Origin of the sequence: Streptomyces sp. NPDC015144 (assembly GCF_043079735.1) — a bacterium.
Lineage (GTDB): Bacteria > Actinomycetota > Actinomycetes > Streptomycetales > Streptomycetaceae > Streptomyces.
The window spans coordinates 72,159-87,346 of the sequence record NZ_JBIBUU010000013.1 but is presented as its reverse complement, the minus strand read 5'-3'; the positions used below and the strand labels follow the sequence as shown (position 1 = coordinate 87,346).

18 protein-coding genes and 4 tRNA genes are annotated in these 15,188 nt (G+C 71.6%); 7 read left to right on the top strand and 15 right to left on the bottom strand.

The features are described 5' to 3' along the window. Positions 1-35 precede the first annotated feature (35 nt). Entirely contained in the window at positions 36-1,655 is a 1,620-nt protein-coding gene (locus ACF08W_RS22220) for a DAK2 domain-containing protein (RefSeq protein WP_385211853.1), read from the bottom strand. A gap of 258 nt (positions 1,656-1,913) precedes the next feature. On the opposite strand from ACF08W_RS22220, the gene rpmB reads away from it, so the two are divergent. After that, the gene (gene rpmB / locus ACF08W_RS22215) at positions 1,914-2,099 is read left to right on the top strand and encodes a 50S ribosomal protein L28 (protein WP_030928661.1); all 186 of its coding nucleotides are present in this window, start codon (positions 1,914-1,916) and stop codon (positions 2,097-2,099) included. Positions 2,100-2,173: 74 nt separating this feature from the next. On the opposite strand, the gene thiD is transcribed toward rpmB, so the two are convergent. Both thiD and ACF08W_RS22205 read right to left on the bottom strand, forming a co-directional pair. Then, positions 2,174-2,989, bottom strand: coding sequence for a bifunctional hydroxymethylpyrimidine kinase/phosphomethylpyrimidine kinase (thiD, locus tag ACF08W_RS22210; RefSeq protein WP_392280286.1), 816 nt, complete (start codon positions 2,987-2,989; stop codon positions 2,174-2,176). A 10-nt stretch (positions 2,990-2,999) separates the two neighbouring features. Then, on the bottom strand, positions 3,000-3,968 hold the full coding sequence (locus ACF08W_RS22205; protein ID WP_352276277.1) for a thiamine-phosphate kinase: 969 nt from the start codon (positions 3,966-3,968) through the stop codon (positions 3,000-3,002). A gap of 320 nt (positions 3,969-4,288) precedes the next feature. Here ACF08W_RS22205 and ACF08W_RS22200 point away from each other — a divergent pair, with 320 nt between their 5' ends. Beyond that, on the top strand, positions 4,289-4,522 hold the full coding sequence (locus ACF08W_RS22200) for an Lrp/AsnC ligand binding domain-containing protein (protein WP_352276276.1): 234 nt from the start codon (positions 4,289-4,291) through the stop codon (positions 4,520-4,522). 20 nt (positions 4,523-4,542) lie between these two features. Next, a complete protein-coding gene (locus ACF08W_RS22195; RefSeq protein ID WP_392280285.1) occupies positions 4,543-5,028 on the top strand; it encodes a DUF3515 domain-containing protein in 486 nt (161 codons plus the stop codon). 46 nt (positions 5,029-5,074) lie between these two features. Here the strand turns inward: ACF08W_RS22195 and ACF08W_RS22190 are convergent, their stop codons facing one another. The 3 genes from ACF08W_RS22190 to ACF08W_RS22180 all read right to left on the bottom strand — a co-directional run bounded on the left by ACF08W_RS22190 (position 5,075) and on the right by ACF08W_RS22180 (position 8,110). Beyond that, complete coding sequence (locus ACF08W_RS22190) at positions 5,075-6,232, bottom strand: D-alanine--D-alanine ligase family protein (RefSeq protein WP_352276274.1); 1,158 nt, start codon at positions 6,230-6,232, stop codon at positions 5,075-5,077. A gap of 118 nt (positions 6,233-6,350) precedes the next feature. Then, the gene (locus ACF08W_RS22185; protein ID WP_366296063.1) at positions 6,351-7,361 is read right to left on the bottom strand and encodes an NAD(P)H-dependent glycerol-3-phosphate dehydrogenase; all 1,011 of its coding nucleotides are present in this window, start codon (positions 7,359-7,361) and stop codon (positions 6,351-6,353) included. Continuing rightward, a complete protein-coding gene (locus ACF08W_RS22180; protein ID WP_392280284.1) occupies positions 7,358-8,110 on the bottom strand; it encodes a lysophospholipid acyltransferase family protein in 753 nt (250 codons plus the stop codon). Before ACF08W_RS22180 ends, ACF08W_RS22185 begins: the two co-directional genes overlap by 4 nt. Before the next feature lie 252 nt (positions 8,111-8,362). Here ACF08W_RS22180 and cofC point away from each other — a divergent pair, with 252 nt between their 5' ends. Both cofC and ACF08W_RS22170 read left to right on the top strand, forming a co-directional pair. After that, positions 8,363-8,980: a 2-phospho-L-lactate guanylyltransferase gene (cofC, locus tag ACF08W_RS22175; protein ID WP_385211844.1), complete on the top strand. Its 618-nt coding sequence runs from the start codon at positions 8,363-8,365 to the stop codon at positions 8,978-8,980. 10 nt (positions 8,981-8,990) lie between these two features. Beyond that, positions 8,991-9,194, top strand: a complete 204-nt coding sequence (locus ACF08W_RS22170) for a hypothetical protein (RefSeq protein ID WP_352276269.1) — start codon at positions 8,991-8,993, stop codon at positions 9,192-9,194. A gap of 145 nt (positions 9,195-9,339) precedes the next feature. Here ACF08W_RS22170 and ACF08W_RS22165 read toward each other — a convergent pair whose 3' ends face one another. The 4 genes from ACF08W_RS22165 to leuC all read right to left on the bottom strand — a co-directional run bounded on the left by ACF08W_RS22165 (position 9,340) and on the right by leuC (position 12,504). Beyond that, positions 9,340-10,005: an HU family DNA-binding protein gene (locus tag ACF08W_RS22165; protein ID WP_352276268.1), complete on the bottom strand. Its 666-nt coding sequence runs from the start codon at positions 10,003-10,005 to the stop codon at positions 9,340-9,342. A 143-nt stretch (positions 10,006-10,148) separates the two neighbouring features. After that, the gene (locus ACF08W_RS22160) at positions 10,149-10,376 is read right to left on the bottom strand and encodes a hypothetical protein (RefSeq protein WP_352276266.1); all 228 of its coding nucleotides are present in this window, start codon (positions 10,374-10,376) and stop codon (positions 10,149-10,151) included. Positions 10,377-10,480: 104 nt separating this feature from the next. Then, a complete protein-coding gene (gene leuD / locus ACF08W_RS22155; RefSeq protein ID WP_352276264.1) occupies positions 10,481-11,074 on the bottom strand; it encodes a 3-isopropylmalate dehydratase small subunit in 594 nt (197 codons plus the stop codon). Between the two features lie 5 nt (positions 11,075-11,079). Then, positions 11,080-12,504: a 3-isopropylmalate dehydratase large subunit gene (gene leuC / locus ACF08W_RS22150; RefSeq protein ID WP_385211840.1), complete on the bottom strand. Its 1,425-nt coding sequence runs from the start codon at positions 12,502-12,504 to the stop codon at positions 11,080-11,082. Between the two features lie 174 nt (positions 12,505-12,678). On the opposite strand from leuC, the gene ndgR reads away from it, so the two are divergent. Then, positions 12,679-13,395 (top strand): IclR family transcriptional regulator NdgR, encoded by a 717-nt coding sequence (gene ndgR, locus ACF08W_RS22145; RefSeq protein ID WP_030928691.1) that lies wholly within the window; start codon positions 12,679-12,681, stop codon positions 13,393-13,395. Between the two features lie 74 nt (positions 13,396-13,469). On the opposite strand, the gene ACF08W_RS22140 is transcribed toward ndgR, so the two are convergent. Continuing rightward, on the bottom strand, positions 13,470-13,967 hold the full coding sequence (locus tag ACF08W_RS22140; protein ID WP_392280283.1) for a DUF4188 domain-containing protein: 498 nt from the start codon (positions 13,965-13,967) through the stop codon (positions 13,470-13,472). Positions 13,968-14,057: 90 nt separating this feature from the next. On the opposite strand from ACF08W_RS22140, the gene ACF08W_RS22135 reads away from it, so the two are divergent. After that, positions 14,058-14,699 (top strand): MerR family transcriptional regulator, encoded by a 642-nt coding sequence (locus tag ACF08W_RS22135; protein ID WP_352276259.1) that lies wholly within the window; start codon positions 14,058-14,060, stop codon positions 14,697-14,699. 78 nt (positions 14,700-14,777) lie between these two features. Here ACF08W_RS22135 and ACF08W_RS22130 read toward each other — a convergent pair. From ACF08W_RS22130 to ACF08W_RS22115, 4 genes are all read right to left on the bottom strand, one after another. Further along, positions 14,778-14,850 (bottom strand) — tRNA-Glu (locus tag ACF08W_RS22130). A 26-nt stretch (positions 14,851-14,876) separates the two neighbouring features. Further along, positions 14,877-14,948 (bottom strand) — tRNA-Gln (locus tag ACF08W_RS22125). 12 nt (positions 14,949-14,960) lie between these two features. After that, a tRNA-Glu gene (locus tag ACF08W_RS22120) sits at positions 14,961-15,033 on the bottom strand. 60 nt (positions 15,034-15,093) lie between these two features. After that, a tRNA-Glu gene (locus ACF08W_RS22115) sits at positions 15,094-15,166 on the bottom strand. Positions 15,167-15,188 lie beyond the last annotated feature (22 nt).

Sequence of the window (15,188 nt, the reverse complement as noted above, 5' to 3'; positions counted from 1 at the left end):
GCCGCGGCCCGGGAATCCCGTACCGCCCGCCGGCCCTACTCGACCCCGATGAGGAGCGGAGCGCTCCGGTGGCCGCCCGGGTAGACCATCGTGTCGACCGCCAGGTAGCCCTCGCGCACGTGCTCCTCCAGCGCCTCCGCGAGGCCGGCGGGGGCGTCCTCGCCCAGCACCAGGGTGACCAGTTCGCCGCCGGCCGCCAGCATCCGGTCCAGTACGGCGCGGGCGGTCCGGACCACGTCCTCGCCGATGACGGCGACGTCGCCGTCGATCAGGCCGAGTACGTCGCCGGCCTGGCAGATGCCCGCCATGGTCCAGGACTGCCGTTCGGCGACGGCGAGTTCGGCGTAGCGGGTGGCTCCGGCGGCGGCGGTCATCGCCACCACGTCCTCGTCGAAGCTGCGGCCCGGTTCGTGGACGGCGAGCGCCGCGATGCCCTGGACGGCGGCCCGGGTGGGGACGAGGGCGACCCGGATCCCCTCCGTACGGGCCTGCTCGGCGGCCGCGGCGGCGGTGTGGCGCAACTCGGCGTCGTTGGGCAGCAGGACCACCTCGCGGGCGTGCGCCCGGCGGATCGCGTCGACCAGTTCACCGCTGGCCGGGGGCTCGCCGGGGCGGGCCAGCACGGTCGTGGCCCCGGCCTCCTCGCACAGCCCGCGGAGCCCCTCGCCGGGGACGACCGCGACGACGGCGCGCTGCGCGGGCTCGGCGTGGGGCTGGGTCCGGTCCGCGCCGAAGTGGGTGATCCGGATGCGGTACGGGCGTCCCGCCTCGACCCCGGCCTCCACGGCCGCGCCCGCGTCGTCGACGTGCACATGGACGTTCCACAGTCCGTCGCCGCCCACCACCACGAGCGAGTCGCCGAGGCCGTCGAGCCGGTCCCGCAGCCGGTCCACCGCCTCGTCCGACGCCTCCAGCAGGTAGATCACCTCGAAGGCGGGCCCGTCCGCCGCAGCGCAGTCGCCCGGCTCCGGCACCGCGGGGACCCGGCGGACCGGTTCCGCCGCCGCCGCCGGGACCCGCCCGCCGACCGCCTCGACGAGCGCCCCGAGCACCGCCACCAGCCCGCGCCCCCCGGCGTCCACGACACCGGCCCGGCCGAGGGCGGCGAGCTGTCCGGGGGTGGCCTCCAGGGCGGTGCGCGCCCCGTCGTACGCGGCACGGGCGACCTCGGCGGGCCGGGCGGCGTCCCCGGTGCGGGCGGCGGCGTCGGCGGCCGCGGCGGCCACCGTCAGGACGGTGCCCTCGACGGGGTGGGCGACGGCCTGCCGGGCCGCCGCGGCGGCGACCGCGAGGGCCCGCCGCAGGTGGTCGGCGTCATGGCCGAGGGCCAGTTCGCCGGCCATCCCGCGCAGCAGTTGGGCGAGGATCGTGCCGGAGTTGCCGCGGGCGCCGATCAGGGCGCCGTGGGCCATGGCCCGTACCGCGTCGGCGGTGTCGGGGGCGGTGGCGCCGGTCTCGTGGGCGGCGAAGACCGCTTCGACGGCCCCGGCGGCGGATTCCACGGTGAGGTAGAGGTTGGTGCCCGTGTCGCCGTCGGCGACCGGGTACACGTTGATCGCGTCGATCGCCGCGCGCTCCCGGCCCAGCGCCTCCAGCGCCAGGGAGCACCAGGTACGCACCGCGACGGCGTCCATGTCGTCGGCGGTCTGCGGCACCTGTCGGTCCTCCTCTGGTGCGGCCGTGGGCGGCCGGCTGGATGGCAGCGTAGCCCCGGGTCCGGGGCGGGGCGGGGACAGGGGTCGGGACGGTCGGGGTGGAACCCGTGGTAGTTTCGTTCTACCGAAGCGGCCGTTGTATGCTGCTTCGGTTGCCCGATGAAAATCGGGCCATCCCTCCGGTACCGCCACTTCAGTCACCTGATTCCGGCGCGCCGGATTTCACTGTAAGTGCATCTGAAGTCTTTGGAGTGACCCGTGGCTGCCAACTGCGACGTCTGCGGCAAGGGGCCGGGCTTCGGCAACAACATTTCGCACTCGCACCGCCGTACGTCCCGTCGCTGGAACCCCAACATCCAGCGCGTGCGTGCCGTGGTCGGTCGGACGCCGAAGCGGCTCAACGTCTGCACCTCGTGCATCAAGGCCGGCAAGGTCGCGCGCTGACGTTCCCGTCGTAGCGCAGCCTTCCGGTTGCCCGAAAAGCCGGTCCACCTCGGTGGACCGGCTTTTTGCTGTGCTCAGGAGCCCTGGCGGGTGCTCCAGCCGTGGTCGACCGGGCCGATCCCGGCGCCGAGCGGGAAGCCCGCCGCGATGGCCCCGGTGACGTAATCCTTCGCTCCCCGTACCGCCGTGGGCACGTCCTGTCCCAGGGCCAGTCCGCAGGCGATCGCGGAGGCGAGGGTGCAGCCGGTGCCGTGGGTGTGGCGGTTGTCGTGCCGGGGGGCGGGCAGCCAGTGCTCCTCGGTGCCGTCGGTGAGCAGGTCCACGGGGTCGCCGGGGAGGTGCCCGCCCTTGACGACGACCCAGCGCGGGCCGAACTCCAGCAGGGCGGCGGCGGCCCGGAGCATCCCGGGCCCGTCCGCCACCCGGACCCCGGTGAGCTGGGTCACCTCGTCCAGGTTCGGGGTGGCGACGGTGGCGACCGGCAGGAGTTTCGTCCGTACGGAGTCGAGGGCCTCGGCGGCGAGCAGTGGGTCGCCGTGCTTGGAGACGCCGACCGGGTCGACGACGGCCGGGGCGGCGGTACCGGCGAGCAGTTCGGCCACCGTCTCCACCAGGAGGGCCGAGGAGAGCATCCCGGTCTTGACCGCCTGCACCCCGATGTCGTCGACCACGCTGCGGTACTGGGCGCGGACCGCCTCGGCCGGCAGTTCCCAGGCGCCCTGGACCCCCAGCGAGTTCTGGGCGGTGACGGCGGTGAGCACGCTCATCCCGTGCACCCCGTGGGCCAGCATGGTCTTCAGGTCGGCCTGGATGCCCGCACCGCCGCCGGAGTCCGATCCGGCGACGGTGAGTACTCGGGCGGGTGCGGCGGCGGGTGCGGGTATCGGCATACGCCGCAATCTACTGGGCGTCCTCGATGTCCCCGAAGTGGTCCCAGCCCTTGCTCGTCCACGGTGCCCCGTCGACCGTGACCTGCGGCAGCGCGGAGGGGTTGAGGACCTCGCCGATCACCTTCCAGCGGGCGGGCAGCTTCACGTCCGGCGGGAAGGTGGCGACGATCGCGTGGTCCTCGCCGCCAGTCAGTACCCACTGGAGCGGGTCGACGCCGACGGCCTGCCCGATGTCGGACATCTGGGAGGGGATGTCGATGAGCCCGGCCCTCAGGTCGATCCGGACCTTGCTGGCCTCGGCGATGTGCCCGAGGTCGGCGACGAGCCCGTCGCTCACGTCCGTCATGGCGGTGGCGCCGAGCCCGGCGGCCGCGGGGCCCGCGTGGTAGGGCGGTTCGGGGCGGCGGTGGGCCTCGACGAAGGCGCGCGGCGAGCGGAAGCCCCGGGAGAGGACGGCGTACCCGGCGGCGGACCAGCCGAGCCAGCCGGTGACGGCGACGACGTCGCCGGGCTGGGCGCCGGCCCGGGTGACCGGTTCGTGGTTGCGCAGGTCGCCCAACGCGGTGATCGAGACGGTGATCGTGTCTCCCCGCACCACGTCCCCGCCGACCACGGCCGCGCCCGCGACCTGGCACTCGTCGCGGATGCCGTCCATCAACTCCCCGGCCCAGGTGACCGGGAGTTCGGCCGGGACGACCAGGCCGAGCAGCAGCGCGGTGGGCACCGCGCCCATGGCGGCGATGTCGGCGAGGTTCTGGGCGGCGGCCTTGCGGCCGACGTCGTACGCGGTCGACCAGTCGCGGCGGAAGTGCCGCCCCTCCAACAGGATGTCCGTACTGGCCACGACCCTGCGGTCGGGAGCGGTCACGACCGCGGCGTCGTCGCCGGGGCCGAGCCGTACCGCCGGAGTGGTGGTGAGCCGGGACGTGAGCTCCCTGATGAGCCCGAACTCCCCCAACTCGCCCACGGTTCCCTTCACCGAGTCTCACCTCTCATCTGTAGCGCCGGACCCTCGTCCGGCTGCTTCGGCGGCCGGGGTGCCGGGGCGCGGCCGGCCGCCGCCGGGAGCGGTCCGCTCCGCCCGCCCTGGTCATCCCCGTGCCCCTTCCGGACCGCCGTGCCAGCGGTCGCGGGCCGTCCCTGCTGTCGGTAGTGTCGGAAGACACGTCAACCTGTGTGCGGTACGCGCCACGCGGTGGACGTCAACGCATCCCAGGTCTCCCCGTGGCACGCGGTGACGCGATAACGTGGCGTCCCTTTCTTCCCCCGCATGATCCTCGTGGCCGCCCTGGAGGTTCCGTGGTACAGGCGTACATCCTTATTCAGACCGAGGTGGGCAAGGCGTCGACCGTCGCCGAGACCATCTCCCGAGTTCCGGGAGTGATGCAGGCAGAGGACGTCACCGGCCCCTACGACGTGATCGTCCGCGCCAAGGCCGACACGGTCGACGAGCTGGGCCGCATGGTGGTCGCCAAGGTCCAGCAGGTGGAGGGCATCACCCGAACCCTGACCTGCCCGGTCGTCCATCTGTAGTCCCCGTCTACGCTGGGCCGGTGACCTCATCGCGCCGGTTCCTCCGCCGTCCCGTGCTCCCCGGCCTGGCCGTGGCCGCTTCGCTGCTGGCCGCGGCGGGCTGTTCCTCGACGGACGCCGCGGGGTCGATCACGGTTCCCACACCCTCCGCGCAGGCCGCGGCGTACTGCCGCGCACTCCACGAGGAGCTGCCGAGGACCGTTGCCGGACTCGACCGCGGTGACGCCGGACCGAAGTCCGAACTGACCGCCGAATGGGGGGACGGGGAGATCGTACTGCGCTGCGGCGTCCCCCGGCCCGCGAAGATGGACGACCCCATGGCGAAGGGCACCGAGGCGAACGGCGTCAACTGGCTGCTGGAGCGGTCGAAGGACGGTGGCCCGCGGTTCACGACGACGTACCGCAAGGCGTACGTGGAGGTGACGCTCTCGGCGGCGTACGCGCACGACGCGAGCCCGCTGGCCGCGTTCGGCGCGCCCATCAGCAGGACGGTTCCCGGGCTGTAGGGCAGGGTCCGGCGCCGCAACAGCGCCGGACCCCGCCCCGGGAAGGTCAGCGCAGGCCGGTCGGGCGGCGCAGCGCGGCCTGGATCAGCCGGTCCACCAGCTCCTGGTAGCTCACGCCGCTCTCCTGCCACATCCGCGGGTACATGGAGATCGGGGTGAAGCCGGGCAGGGTGTTGACCTCATTGATCACGAACGTGCCGTCCTCGGTGAGGAAGAAGTCGGCCCGGACCAGCCCCTCGCAGGAGGTGGCCTCGAAGGCTTCGATCGCGAGCCGCTGGACCTCGGCGGTCTGCTCCTCGGTGAGCGGGGCGGGCACGAGGCCGGGGGCCGAGTCGATGTACTTGGCCTCGAAGTCGTAGAACTCGTGCGAGGTCACCGGCGGGATCTCGGCGGGCACGCTGGCGCGCGGCCCGTCCTCGAACTCCAGCACCCCGCACTCGATCTCGCGGCCCCGCAGCAGCGACTCGATCAGGAACTTGGGGTCGTGGCGGCGGGCCTCCTCGATCGCCTCGTCGAGCCCGGCCGGGTCGTCGACCTTGGTGATGCCGATCGACGAACCGGCCCGCGCGGGCTTCACGAAGAGCGGCCAGCCGTGCTCACCGGCGAAGTCCATGATGCGCCTGCGGGCACCGGAGGGGTCGTTCTCCCACTCGCGGGGCCGGACCACCAGATAGGGGCCGACCGGCAGTCCGAAGGAGGTGAAGACCCGCTTCATGTACTCCTTGTCCTGGCCGACGGCCGAGGCGAGCACGCCGGCGCCGACGTAGGGCACACCGGAGAGTTCGAGCAGGCCCTGGAGCGTGCCGTCCTCCCCGTACGGGCCGTGCAGTACGGGGAAGACGACGTCGACCTCGCCGAGCGCCTTGGGGACGGAGCCGGGCTCGGTGTACGTCACCTCGCGGCTGCGGGGGTCGGCGGAGAGCGCCACGACCCCCTCGGCGGAGTCGGCGAGCTGGGCCACGTCCGGCATCGTCCGGTCCGTGATGGCCATGCGTTCGGGCTCGTCGGCGGTGAGCGCCCAGCGTCCGTCGGCCGTGATACCGATCGGCAGGACGTCGTACTTGGTCCGGTCGATGGCGTTCAGGACGGCGCCGGCCGTGACGACGGAGATGCCGTGTTCGGAACTGCGGCCGCCGAACACGACGGCCACGCGCGGCTTGCGGAGCTGCCGCTCCGGGCTCTGGGGGAGGTTCTCGCTGCTCATATCGGGTTGAGCGTACCTGCTGGTACCTCGCGCGTCAGCGTCGCCGGGTCGGCCCGGAGCGGTGGCCCCGGACGTTCACCGCTCCGGTCGTGTCCGGCCCGTTCCGGGGCCGGACGGCTCAGCGCCGCTCGGGCTTGGCGCTGCGCGACATCAGCTCGGCCAGCGCGACCATCGGGGGTTTGCCCTCGTGGACGATGCCGACGACCGTCTCGGTGATCGGCATGTCGACGCCGTGCCGCCGGGCCAGATCGAGCACCGACTGGCAGGACTTGACGCCCTCGGCGGTCTGCTTGGTGACGGCGATGGTCTCCTGGAGCGTCATGCCCTTGCCCAGGTTGGTGCCGAAGGTGTGGTTGCGCGAGAGCGGGGAGGAGCAGGTGGCCACCAGGTCGCCCAGGCCCGCGAGTCCGGAGAAGGTCAGCGGGTCGGCGCCCATGGCGAGGCCGAGCCGGGTCGTCTCGGCGAGGCCCCGGGTGATCAGCGAGCCCTTGGCGTTGTCGCCGAGGCCCATGCCGTCGGCGATGCCGACCGCGAGACCGATCACGTTCTTCACCGCGCCGCCGAGTTCGCAGCCGACCACGTCGGTGTTGGTGTACGGGCGGAAGTAGGAGGTGTGGCAGGCGGCCTGGAGGCGTCGGGCGACGGCCTCGTCCGGGCAGGCGACGACGGCGGCCGCGGGGCGGCGTTCGGCGACCTCCCGGGCGAGGTTGGGGCCGGTGATGACGGCGATCCGGTCCGCGGGGATCCCGGCGACCTCCTCGATGACCTCGCTCATCCGCTTCGCGGTGCCGAGTTCGACGCCCTTCATCATGGAGACGAGCACGGTGTCGGGGGCGATGTGCCGGGACCACTCGGCGAGGTTGGCGCGCAGCGTCTGCGAGGGCACCACGAACACGACGAAGTCGGCGCCGTCCAGCGCCTCGACGGCGTCCGTGGTGGCCCGGACCGAGGCCGGGAGCTCGATCCCCGGCAGGTAGTCCGGGTTGGTCCGGGTCGTGTTGACGGCCTCGGCGAGCTCGGCGCGGCGGCCCCAGAGGGTGACCTCGCAGCCGGCGTCGGCGAGGACCATGCCGAAGGCGGTACCCCAGGAACCGGTTCCGAAGACGGCGGCCTTCACGGGCTGCGTCACTTGCGTCCCTCTCCTTCGGCCTTGCGCCGCTGCTCCGCACGGGCCTTGCGGTGGTCGTAGGGGTGCTCGGGGGCCTTCTCGCCCCGCACGATCTCCAGTTGCTCGGTGATCGCGGCCATGATGACCTCGGTCGCCTCGCGCAGGACCTCGGGCGTGGGCTCCTCGTCGTAGAACCGGGAGAGGTCCACGGGCGGTCCGGCCTGCACCTGAAGGGTCTTGCGGGGGAAGAGCCGGAGCTTGTGCTCCTTGGCGTACGGGGGCATGGCCAGGTTGGCGCCCCACTGCGCGACGGGGATGACCGGGACCTTCGTCATCAGCGCGACGCGGGCGGCGCCGGTCTTGCCGGCCATCGGCCACATGTCGGGGTCGCGGGTGAGCGTGCCCTCGGGGTAGAAGGCGACGCACTCGCCGCGCTCGATGGCGTCGACGGCCGCCCGGAAGGCGTCCAGGGCGTTGGTCGACTCGCGGTACACCGGGATCTGTCCGGTGCCGCGCAGCATCATTCCGACAAAGGGGGTCTTGAAAAGTCCGGCCTTGGCGAGGAGCCGTGGCACCCGGCCGGTGTTGTACTGGAAGTGGCCGTAGGAAAGCGGGTCCAGATAGGAGTTGTGGTTGACCGCGGTGATGAATCCGCCGTCGGCCGGAATGTGTTCCGTCCCCCGCCAGTCACGCTTGAACAGAACCACCAGCGGCGGTTTTGCGATGACCGCCGCCAGGCGGTACCAGAAGCCGATTCTGCGGCGGGACACTCGGACACCTTCCTCTAGGGACTTCCAAGAACTTGATCTCTGCCTGGCTACCGAGGGTCAAGTCTCGCCCCAGGCCCCTGCTCTGTCGAGAACACCGTACGCCCCGCTTTCCGGACCGCCTCCCCGGGTGCGGACCGACTCCCCGCTCCTCCGCGTTCCCGCGTCGGCAGGCGAGAATAGGCGGCGAAGCCCACCGAGGGGGAGATCGCCACGAACACCGACCCGACCGGGTCCTGGTCCCTGGTCGTCCCGTTGAAGCCCCTGGCCCTGGCCAAGAGCAGGCTGGCCGCCGCGGTCGGACCGGTGCTGCGCCCCCGACTCGCCCTCGCCTTCGCCCGGGACACCGTGGCCGCCGCGCTGTCCTGCCCGGCGGTGCTGGATGTGGTGGTGGTCACGGACGATCCCCGGGCCGGGACCGCGCTCACCGCGCTCGGGGCCCGGGTCGCCCCCGACGCCCCCGGCCGCGGGCTCAACGCCGCGCTCGCGCACGGCGAGCGGACCGTACGGGCCGGCCGGCCCCGGGCCGCGGTCGCCGCACTCAACGCGGACCTGCCCGCGCTGCGCGCCGATGAATTGGCCCGGGTCCTCGATTTTTCCGCGAAATTCCCCCGCGCATTTGTGACCGATGCGGCAGGAATCGGGACAACATTTCTTTCGGCCGCCCCCGGGGTGGAATTGCGCCCGGCTTTCGGCGGCCCGTCACGCGCCCGCCATCTGGGCTCCGGGGCGGTGGAAATCGACCTGCCGGGCATCGATTCGGTGCGCCAGGACGTGGACACCGGCGACGATCTGCGGGCCGCGACGGCCCTGGGGGTCGGGGCGTACACGGCGGAGCACCGGTCCGCGGCGGCCGCCGCTCCGGACCGTTAGGCTGGCGCCCATGCAGGCCACCTCGTACACCTACGACCCCGAGACCCGTTGCGGCAGCGTGCTGCTCGACGACGGCACGCCGGTGGACTTCGACGCCCGCGCCTTCGACGCCGGCGGGCTGAGGCTGCTGCGTCCGGGGCAGCGGGTGCGCATCGAGGGCACCGGCGAGGGCGCGGCCCTGCGGATCACCCTGGTGACGCTGCAGACCTTCTGAGCGCGGACTTCCGGGCACACCGCGGCTTTCGGAGACCGGGGCCCTGCGGCCCGTGCGCCCCGCACCCCCGTAACGGCCCGCGGGCCGGGCTCCCCGAAGGGAACCCGGCCCGGCGCGTGTGAGAAAGACCGTGCGCTGCTCGGCCTCACTTCTTGCGCGCGGTGGCCTTCTTCGCCGTGGTCTTGCGCGCGGTGGTCTTCTTCGCGGGCGCCTTCTTCGCCGTCGCCTTCTTGGCGGGGGCGGTCTTGGCGGCGACGGCCTTCTTCGCGGTCGTGGCCTTCTTCGCCGCGGCAGCGGTGGTCTTCTTCGCCGTGGCCTTCTTCGCGGCGGCGGCCGTGGTCTTCTTGGCGGTGGTCTTCTTCGCCGCCGTGGTCTTCGCCGCGGTGGTGGCCTTCTTCGCCGTCGCCTTCTTCGCCGTGGCCTTCTTGGCGGTGGCCTTCTTGGCCGCGGCCTTGGCGGTCGTACGCGTGGAAGAACCGCCCGAGAGGCTGCCCTTGGGCGCCTTCTTGACGGCCACGTCGTTCTTGGGGAGCTTCTTCGAGCCGCTCACCAGGTCCTTGAAGCCCTGACCCGCACGGAAGCGGGGCACCGAGGTCTTCTTGACCCGCACGCGCTCACCCGTCTGCGGGTTACGGGCGTAGCGGGCCGGGCGGTCGACCTTCTCGAACGAGCCGAAGCCGGTGACCGAGACCCGGTCACCCGCGACAACCGCACGGACCATCGCGTCGAGCACCGCGTCGACGGCGTCGGCGGCCTGCTGACGGCCTCCGAGCTTGTCGGCAATCGCTTCTACGAGCTGCGCCTTGTTCACGTCTTCCCCTTCGGAGACATTGCCAGAACGAATGTGTTCAAGCGTTTTCGCACGTTAGGCAGATATATACCGCAAATCAAACACGAAACGGGCTAATCACCCTAGTGCCGCAACGAAGTCGACTGCTGCGCAGTTCCGCAGAGTCAGTCACCTTCGGGGAATCGGCCCTCATCGAGGTCCTTCATCAACCGGTCCAGACGCCTTGCCGCGCCCGGGAGATCGTGCTTAGCCGCGGCCGTGATGGCCAACAGCTTCCGGGAGAGCGCCATCCGTACGCCCTCCGGGACTTGCAGTTCACGCACGACTGTGTGCGCTTCCTTCAATCGGTCGGCGACTTGGCCGTAAAGCTTGAGTTGGCTGTCGCGTCCCATGCACCGATTGTGCCATCTGGGGCGAGTTGTCGCCCGACAGGGTCTCAACAAGCGACTGCGCCCCCTACCAGATGGCAGGGGGCGCAGTCCGGGAAACGTGCTGCTCAGGCTTGAATTGTACGCGGTTTGAAGGTCGGCCTGGCCGCCTCGTAAGCCGCGATGTCCGCTTCGTTCTGAAGGGTGAGGCTGATGTCGTCCAGGCCGTTCAGCAGCCGCCAGCGGGAGTTCTCGTCGAGCTCGAAGTCGACGGTGACGCCCTCCGCGCGGACCTGGCGGGCCTCCAGGTCGACGGTGATCCCGGCCGTGGGGTCGGCCTCGGTCAGCTCCCAGAGCGCGTCCACCACCGACTGGTCCAGGACCACGGTCAGCAGCCCGTTCTTCAGCGAGTTGCCACGGAAGATGTCGGCGAACCGGGAGGAGATCACGGCCTTGAAGCCGTAGTTCTGCAGCGCCCACACGGCGTGCTCGCGGGACGAGCCGGTGCCGAAGTCGGGCCCGGCGACCAGGACCGTGGCACCCGCCCGCTCGGGGCGGTTGAGGACGAAGTCCGGGTCCTTGCGCCAGGCCTCGAAGAGTCCGTCCTCGAAGCCGTCCCGGGTGACCTTTTTCAGCCAGTGGGCGGGGATGATCTGGTCGGTGTCGACGTTGCTGCGGCGCAGCGGGACGGCCCGGCCGGTGTGCGTGGTGAAAGCTTCCATGGTTCTCAGACTCCGGCGGGGGTGCGGACGTCGGACAGGTCGGCGGGCGAGGCCAGGTGGCCCAGCACGGCGGTGGCGGCGGCCACCTGCGGGGAGACCAGGTGGGTGCGGCCGCCCTTGCCCTGCCGGCCCTCGAAGTTGCGGTTCGAGGTGGAGGCGGAGCGCTCGCCGGGGGCCAGCTGGTCCGGGTTCATGCCGAGGCACATCGAGCAGCCGGCGTGCCGCCATTCGGCGCCCGCGGCGGTGAAGACCTTGTCCAGGCCCTCCTCGACGGCCTGGAGGGCGACCCGGACGGAGCCCGGGACGACCAGCATCCGTACCCCGTCGGCGACTTTGCGGCCCTCCACGACGGCGGCCGCGTTGCGCAGGTCCTCGATCCGGCCGTTGGTGCAGGAGCCTACGAAGACGGTGTCCACGGCGATCTCGCGCAGCGGCTGCCCGGCGGTCAACCCCATGTACTCCAGGGCCTTTTCGGCGGCGGTGCGCTCCGAGGCGTCCTCGTACGAAGCGGGGTCGGGGACGTTGGCCGACAGCGGGGCGCCCTGGCCGGGGTTGGTGCCCCAGGTGACGAACGGGGCCAGCTCCGCGGCGTCGATGACGACCTCGGCGTCGAAGACCGCGTCGTCGTCGGTGCGCAGCGTCTTCCAGTACGCGACGGCGGCGTCCCAGTCCTCGCCCCGCGGGGCGTGGTCCCGGTCCTTCAGGTAGGCGAAGGTGGTCTCGTCCGGGGCGATCATGCCCGCGCGGGCGCCGGCCTCGATCGACATGTTGCAGACGGTCATCCGGGCCTCCATCGAGAGCTTCTCGATGGCCGCGCCCCGGTACTCCAGGATGTAGCCCTGGCCGCCGCCGGTGCCGATCCGGGCGATGACCGCGAGGATCAGGTCCTTGGCCGAGACGCCGTCGGGCAGCTCGCCGTCGACGGTGATCGCCATGGTCTTCGGGCGGGCCAGCGGCAGCGTCTGGGTGGCCAGCACGTGCTCGACCTGGCTGGTGCCGATGCCGAACGCCAGCGCGCCGAAGGCGCCGTGCGTGGACGTGTGGGAGTCGCCGCAGACGACGGTGGTGCCGGGCTGGGTCAGCCCCAGCTGCGGGCCGACCACGTGCACGACGCCCTGCTCGACGTCGCCCAGCGGGTGCAGCCGCACGCCGAACTCCGCGCAGTTCTTGCGCAGGGTCTCCAACTGGGCGCGGGAGACCGGGTCGGCGATCGGCTTGTCGATGTCGATGGTCGGGGTGTTGTGGTCCTCGGTGGCGATGGTGAGGTCGAGGCGCCGCACCGGCCGTCCGGCCTGCCGGAGGCCGTCGAAGGCCTGGGGGCTGGTCACCTCGTGCAGCAGGTGCAGATCGATGAAGAGGAGATCGGGCTCGCCTTCGGCGCGCCGGACGACATGGTCGTCCCAGACCTTCTCCGCGAGTGTCCTACCCATCGCTTTCCCTCCGGCCGGCGTCTTCGCCGGCTCAACTAGAGATTCGGTGCGCCACCGTCCGGCCCCCCGGGCGGGGCGACGGCTGCGGGCCGTTGTGCGGCCGCTTCCCCAGGTTCGCAACTTCCGCCGATAATTGAACTTGCGTTTCACAGAGTGAGACGGGAGTATCGTCGTATGGACAACTCTAGCGGCGTAGGCGTTCTCGACAAGGCAGCTCTGGTATTGAGCGCCCTGGAGTCCGGTCCGGCCACTCTCGCCGGGCTGGTCGCGGCGACGGGGCTGGCCCGGCCCACGGCCCACCGGCTGGCGGTGGCGCTGGAACACCACCGGATGGTGGCCAGGGACATGCAGGGCCGGTTCATCCTCGGCCCCAGGCTGGCGGAGCTCGCGGCGGCGGCGGGCGAGGACCGCCTGCTGGCCACGGCGGGCCCGGTGCTCACCCACCTCCGCGACATCACCGGCGAGAGCGCGCAGCTCTACCGCAGACAGGGTGACATGCGCATCTGCGTGGCGGCGGCGGAGCGGCTGTCCGGTCTGCGGGACACGGTGCCGGTCGGCTCCACGCTCACCATGAAGGCCGGCTCCTCGGCCCAGATCCTGATGGCCTGGGAGGAGCCGGAGCGCCTGCACCGCGGCCTCCAGGGCGCCCGCTTCACGGCCACGGCCCTCTCGGGCGTACGGCGCCGCGGCTGGGCCCAGTCGATCGGCGAGCGCGAGCCGGGCGTGGCCTCCGTCTCGGCGCCGGTGCGCGGCCCGTCCAACCGGGTGGTCGCCGCCGTCTCGGTCTCCGGACCGATCGAGCGGCTGACGCGGCACCCGGGCCGGATGCACGCCCAGGCGGTCATCGACTCGGCGGCCCGGCTCAGCGAGGCCCTGCGCCGCAACGGCTGACCCGCCGCACCCCTCCCCTTCCCCGGCCGCCCCAGCGTCGTGGCGGCCTTCTTCCCGGCGCCCGCTCCTTCTTGCTACTTCGCGCCCGAGCGGTGCGCGAGCCGGTCCGCGGCCCTGCGCCCCCGCCCCTCGATCGGCAGCACCCCCGTCGCCCGCGCGAGGCCGTACGCGGGCATGTCCGCGTAGATCGCCTCGTAGCCGCCCTCGGGGACTATGTACGTCTCGTGCCAGAGCCCCACGTGCTGCCGGGACTTGTGCTCCTTGCGGTTCATCGCCGCCCACGCCCGCCGGTGGAACATGTCCGGCGCGCTCGCGTACGCGTACAGCTTCTCCTTCGACTCCCAGTACTGGACGACGTAGTACGTCCGCGGCGAGCCGGTCAGCAACGTGTGCCCCAGGAGCCCGCGCTCCTTGTTCCGCCCCAACTCCCGCAGCATGCGCACCATCGCGGCGAACACCGGCACCCAGTGGCGCACGCCCCGGAAGTGGTTGATCCGCATCCCGATCAGCAGCACCACCACCTCCCCCTCGGCCGCGGCGGTGGTCCGTCCCGCAATCGGTTTCGTGAACACGATCAGCCCCCTGCTTCGTTGGAGAGTGACGCTATCCAATGATTGGATAGTGCCACTGCCCAAGGGATGGCGCAAGGGAAGGCACGGCACATGCGGCTCTCGGAACTGAGCGAACGGAGCGGGGTCAGCACCGCGACGATCAAGTACTACCTGCGGGAGGGCCTGGTGCACCCCGGCCTCCGGATCACCGCCACGCAGGCCGAGTACGACGAGAGCCATCTGCGCCGGCTGCGCCTCGTACGGGCCCTGATCCAGGTGGGGCGCCTCCCGGTGGCCACGGCGCGCGAGGTCCTCTCCCACGTCGACGACGACTCCCTGGGCCGGACGATCAGGCTGGGCGCGGCGCTCTGGGCGCTCCCGAACGGCCCGGACGCCGACGAGGAGGCCCCGGAGACGGTGGCCGCCCGCAAGGCCGTGGAGCAGCTGCTGGAGGGGCTCGGCTGGGCCACCTCGCAGGAGATCGGCACCCTCTCCCCCGCGTACCGCGCCCTGGTGTCCTCGGTGGCGACCCTGATCCGCCTCGGCTACCCCTGTGACGTGGATTACCTCACCGAGCACGCCCGCCTGATGCACCAAGTCGCCGTCCAGGACCTGGACATGATGGAGACGTATCCGACGGAGGCGGAGCAGGTGGAGGCGGCGGTCGCCTCGATCGTGCTGTACGAGCCGCTGCTGATGGCGCTGCGCAGGATGGCGCAGGAGGAGGAGTCGGCCCGGCGCTACGGTCTCTGACCGGCCGGGCGCCCCGGCGCCCGGTGCAGCAGAAAGGCCCTCCGCCGAAGCGAAGGGCCTTTGACTGTTTCTCTGTTGTACCCCCGACCGGATTCGAACCGGCGCTACTGCCGTGAGAGGGCAGCGTGCTAGGCCGCTACACAACGGGGGCTTGTTACTACTTGTTGCATTTCTGCGCTGGGCTACCAGGACTCGAACCTAGAATGACGGTACCAGAAACCGTAGTGTTGCCAATTACACCATAGCCCATGGTGTTACCAGTACCCCCGACCGGATTCGAACCGGCGCTACTGCCGTGAGAGGGCAGCGTGCTAGGCCGCTACACAACGGGGGCCCTAGCGATCCTGCATCGAGATCGTGGGTGCGACCCAGGTGATCTCGCGGGAAGGATCTGTACCCCCGACCGGATTCGAACCGGCGCTACTGCCGTGAGAGGGCAGCGTGCTAGGCCGCTACACAACGGGGGCTTGTTACTACTTGTTGCATTTC

Bases quoted from the DNA above. Each gene is read 5' to 3' on its own strand.
- thiD (WP_392280286.1), bottom strand. From the start codon at position 2,989: ATGCCGATACCCGCACCCGCCGCCGCACCCGCCCGAGTACTCACCGTC.
- ACF08W_RS22190 (WP_352276274.1), bottom strand. From the start codon at position 6,232: ATGAGCAGCGAGAACCTCCCCCAGAGCCCGGAGCGGCAGCTCCGCAAG.
- ACF08W_RS22170 (WP_352276269.1), top strand. From the start codon at position 8,991: ATGCAGGCCACCTCGTACACCTACGACCCCGAGACCCGTTGCGGCAGC.
- ACF08W_RS22160 (WP_352276266.1), bottom strand. From the start codon at position 10,376: ATGGGACGCGACAGCCAACTCAAGCTTTACGGCCAAGTCGCCGACCGA.
- leuD (WP_352276264.1), bottom strand. From the start codon at position 11,074: ATGGAAGCTTTCACCACGCACACCGGCCGGGCCGTCCCGCTGCGCCGC.
- leuC (WP_385211840.1), bottom strand. From the start codon at position 12,504: ATGGGTAGGACACTCGCGGAGAAGGTCTGGGACGACCATGTCGTCCGG.
- ndgR (WP_030928691.1), top strand. From the start codon at position 12,679: ATGGACAACTCTAGCGGCGTAGGCGTTCTCGACAAGGCAGCTCTGGTA.
- ACF08W_RS22135 (WP_352276259.1), top strand. From the start codon at position 14,058: ATGCGGCTCTCGGAACTGAGCGAACGGAGCGGGGTCAGCACCGCGACG.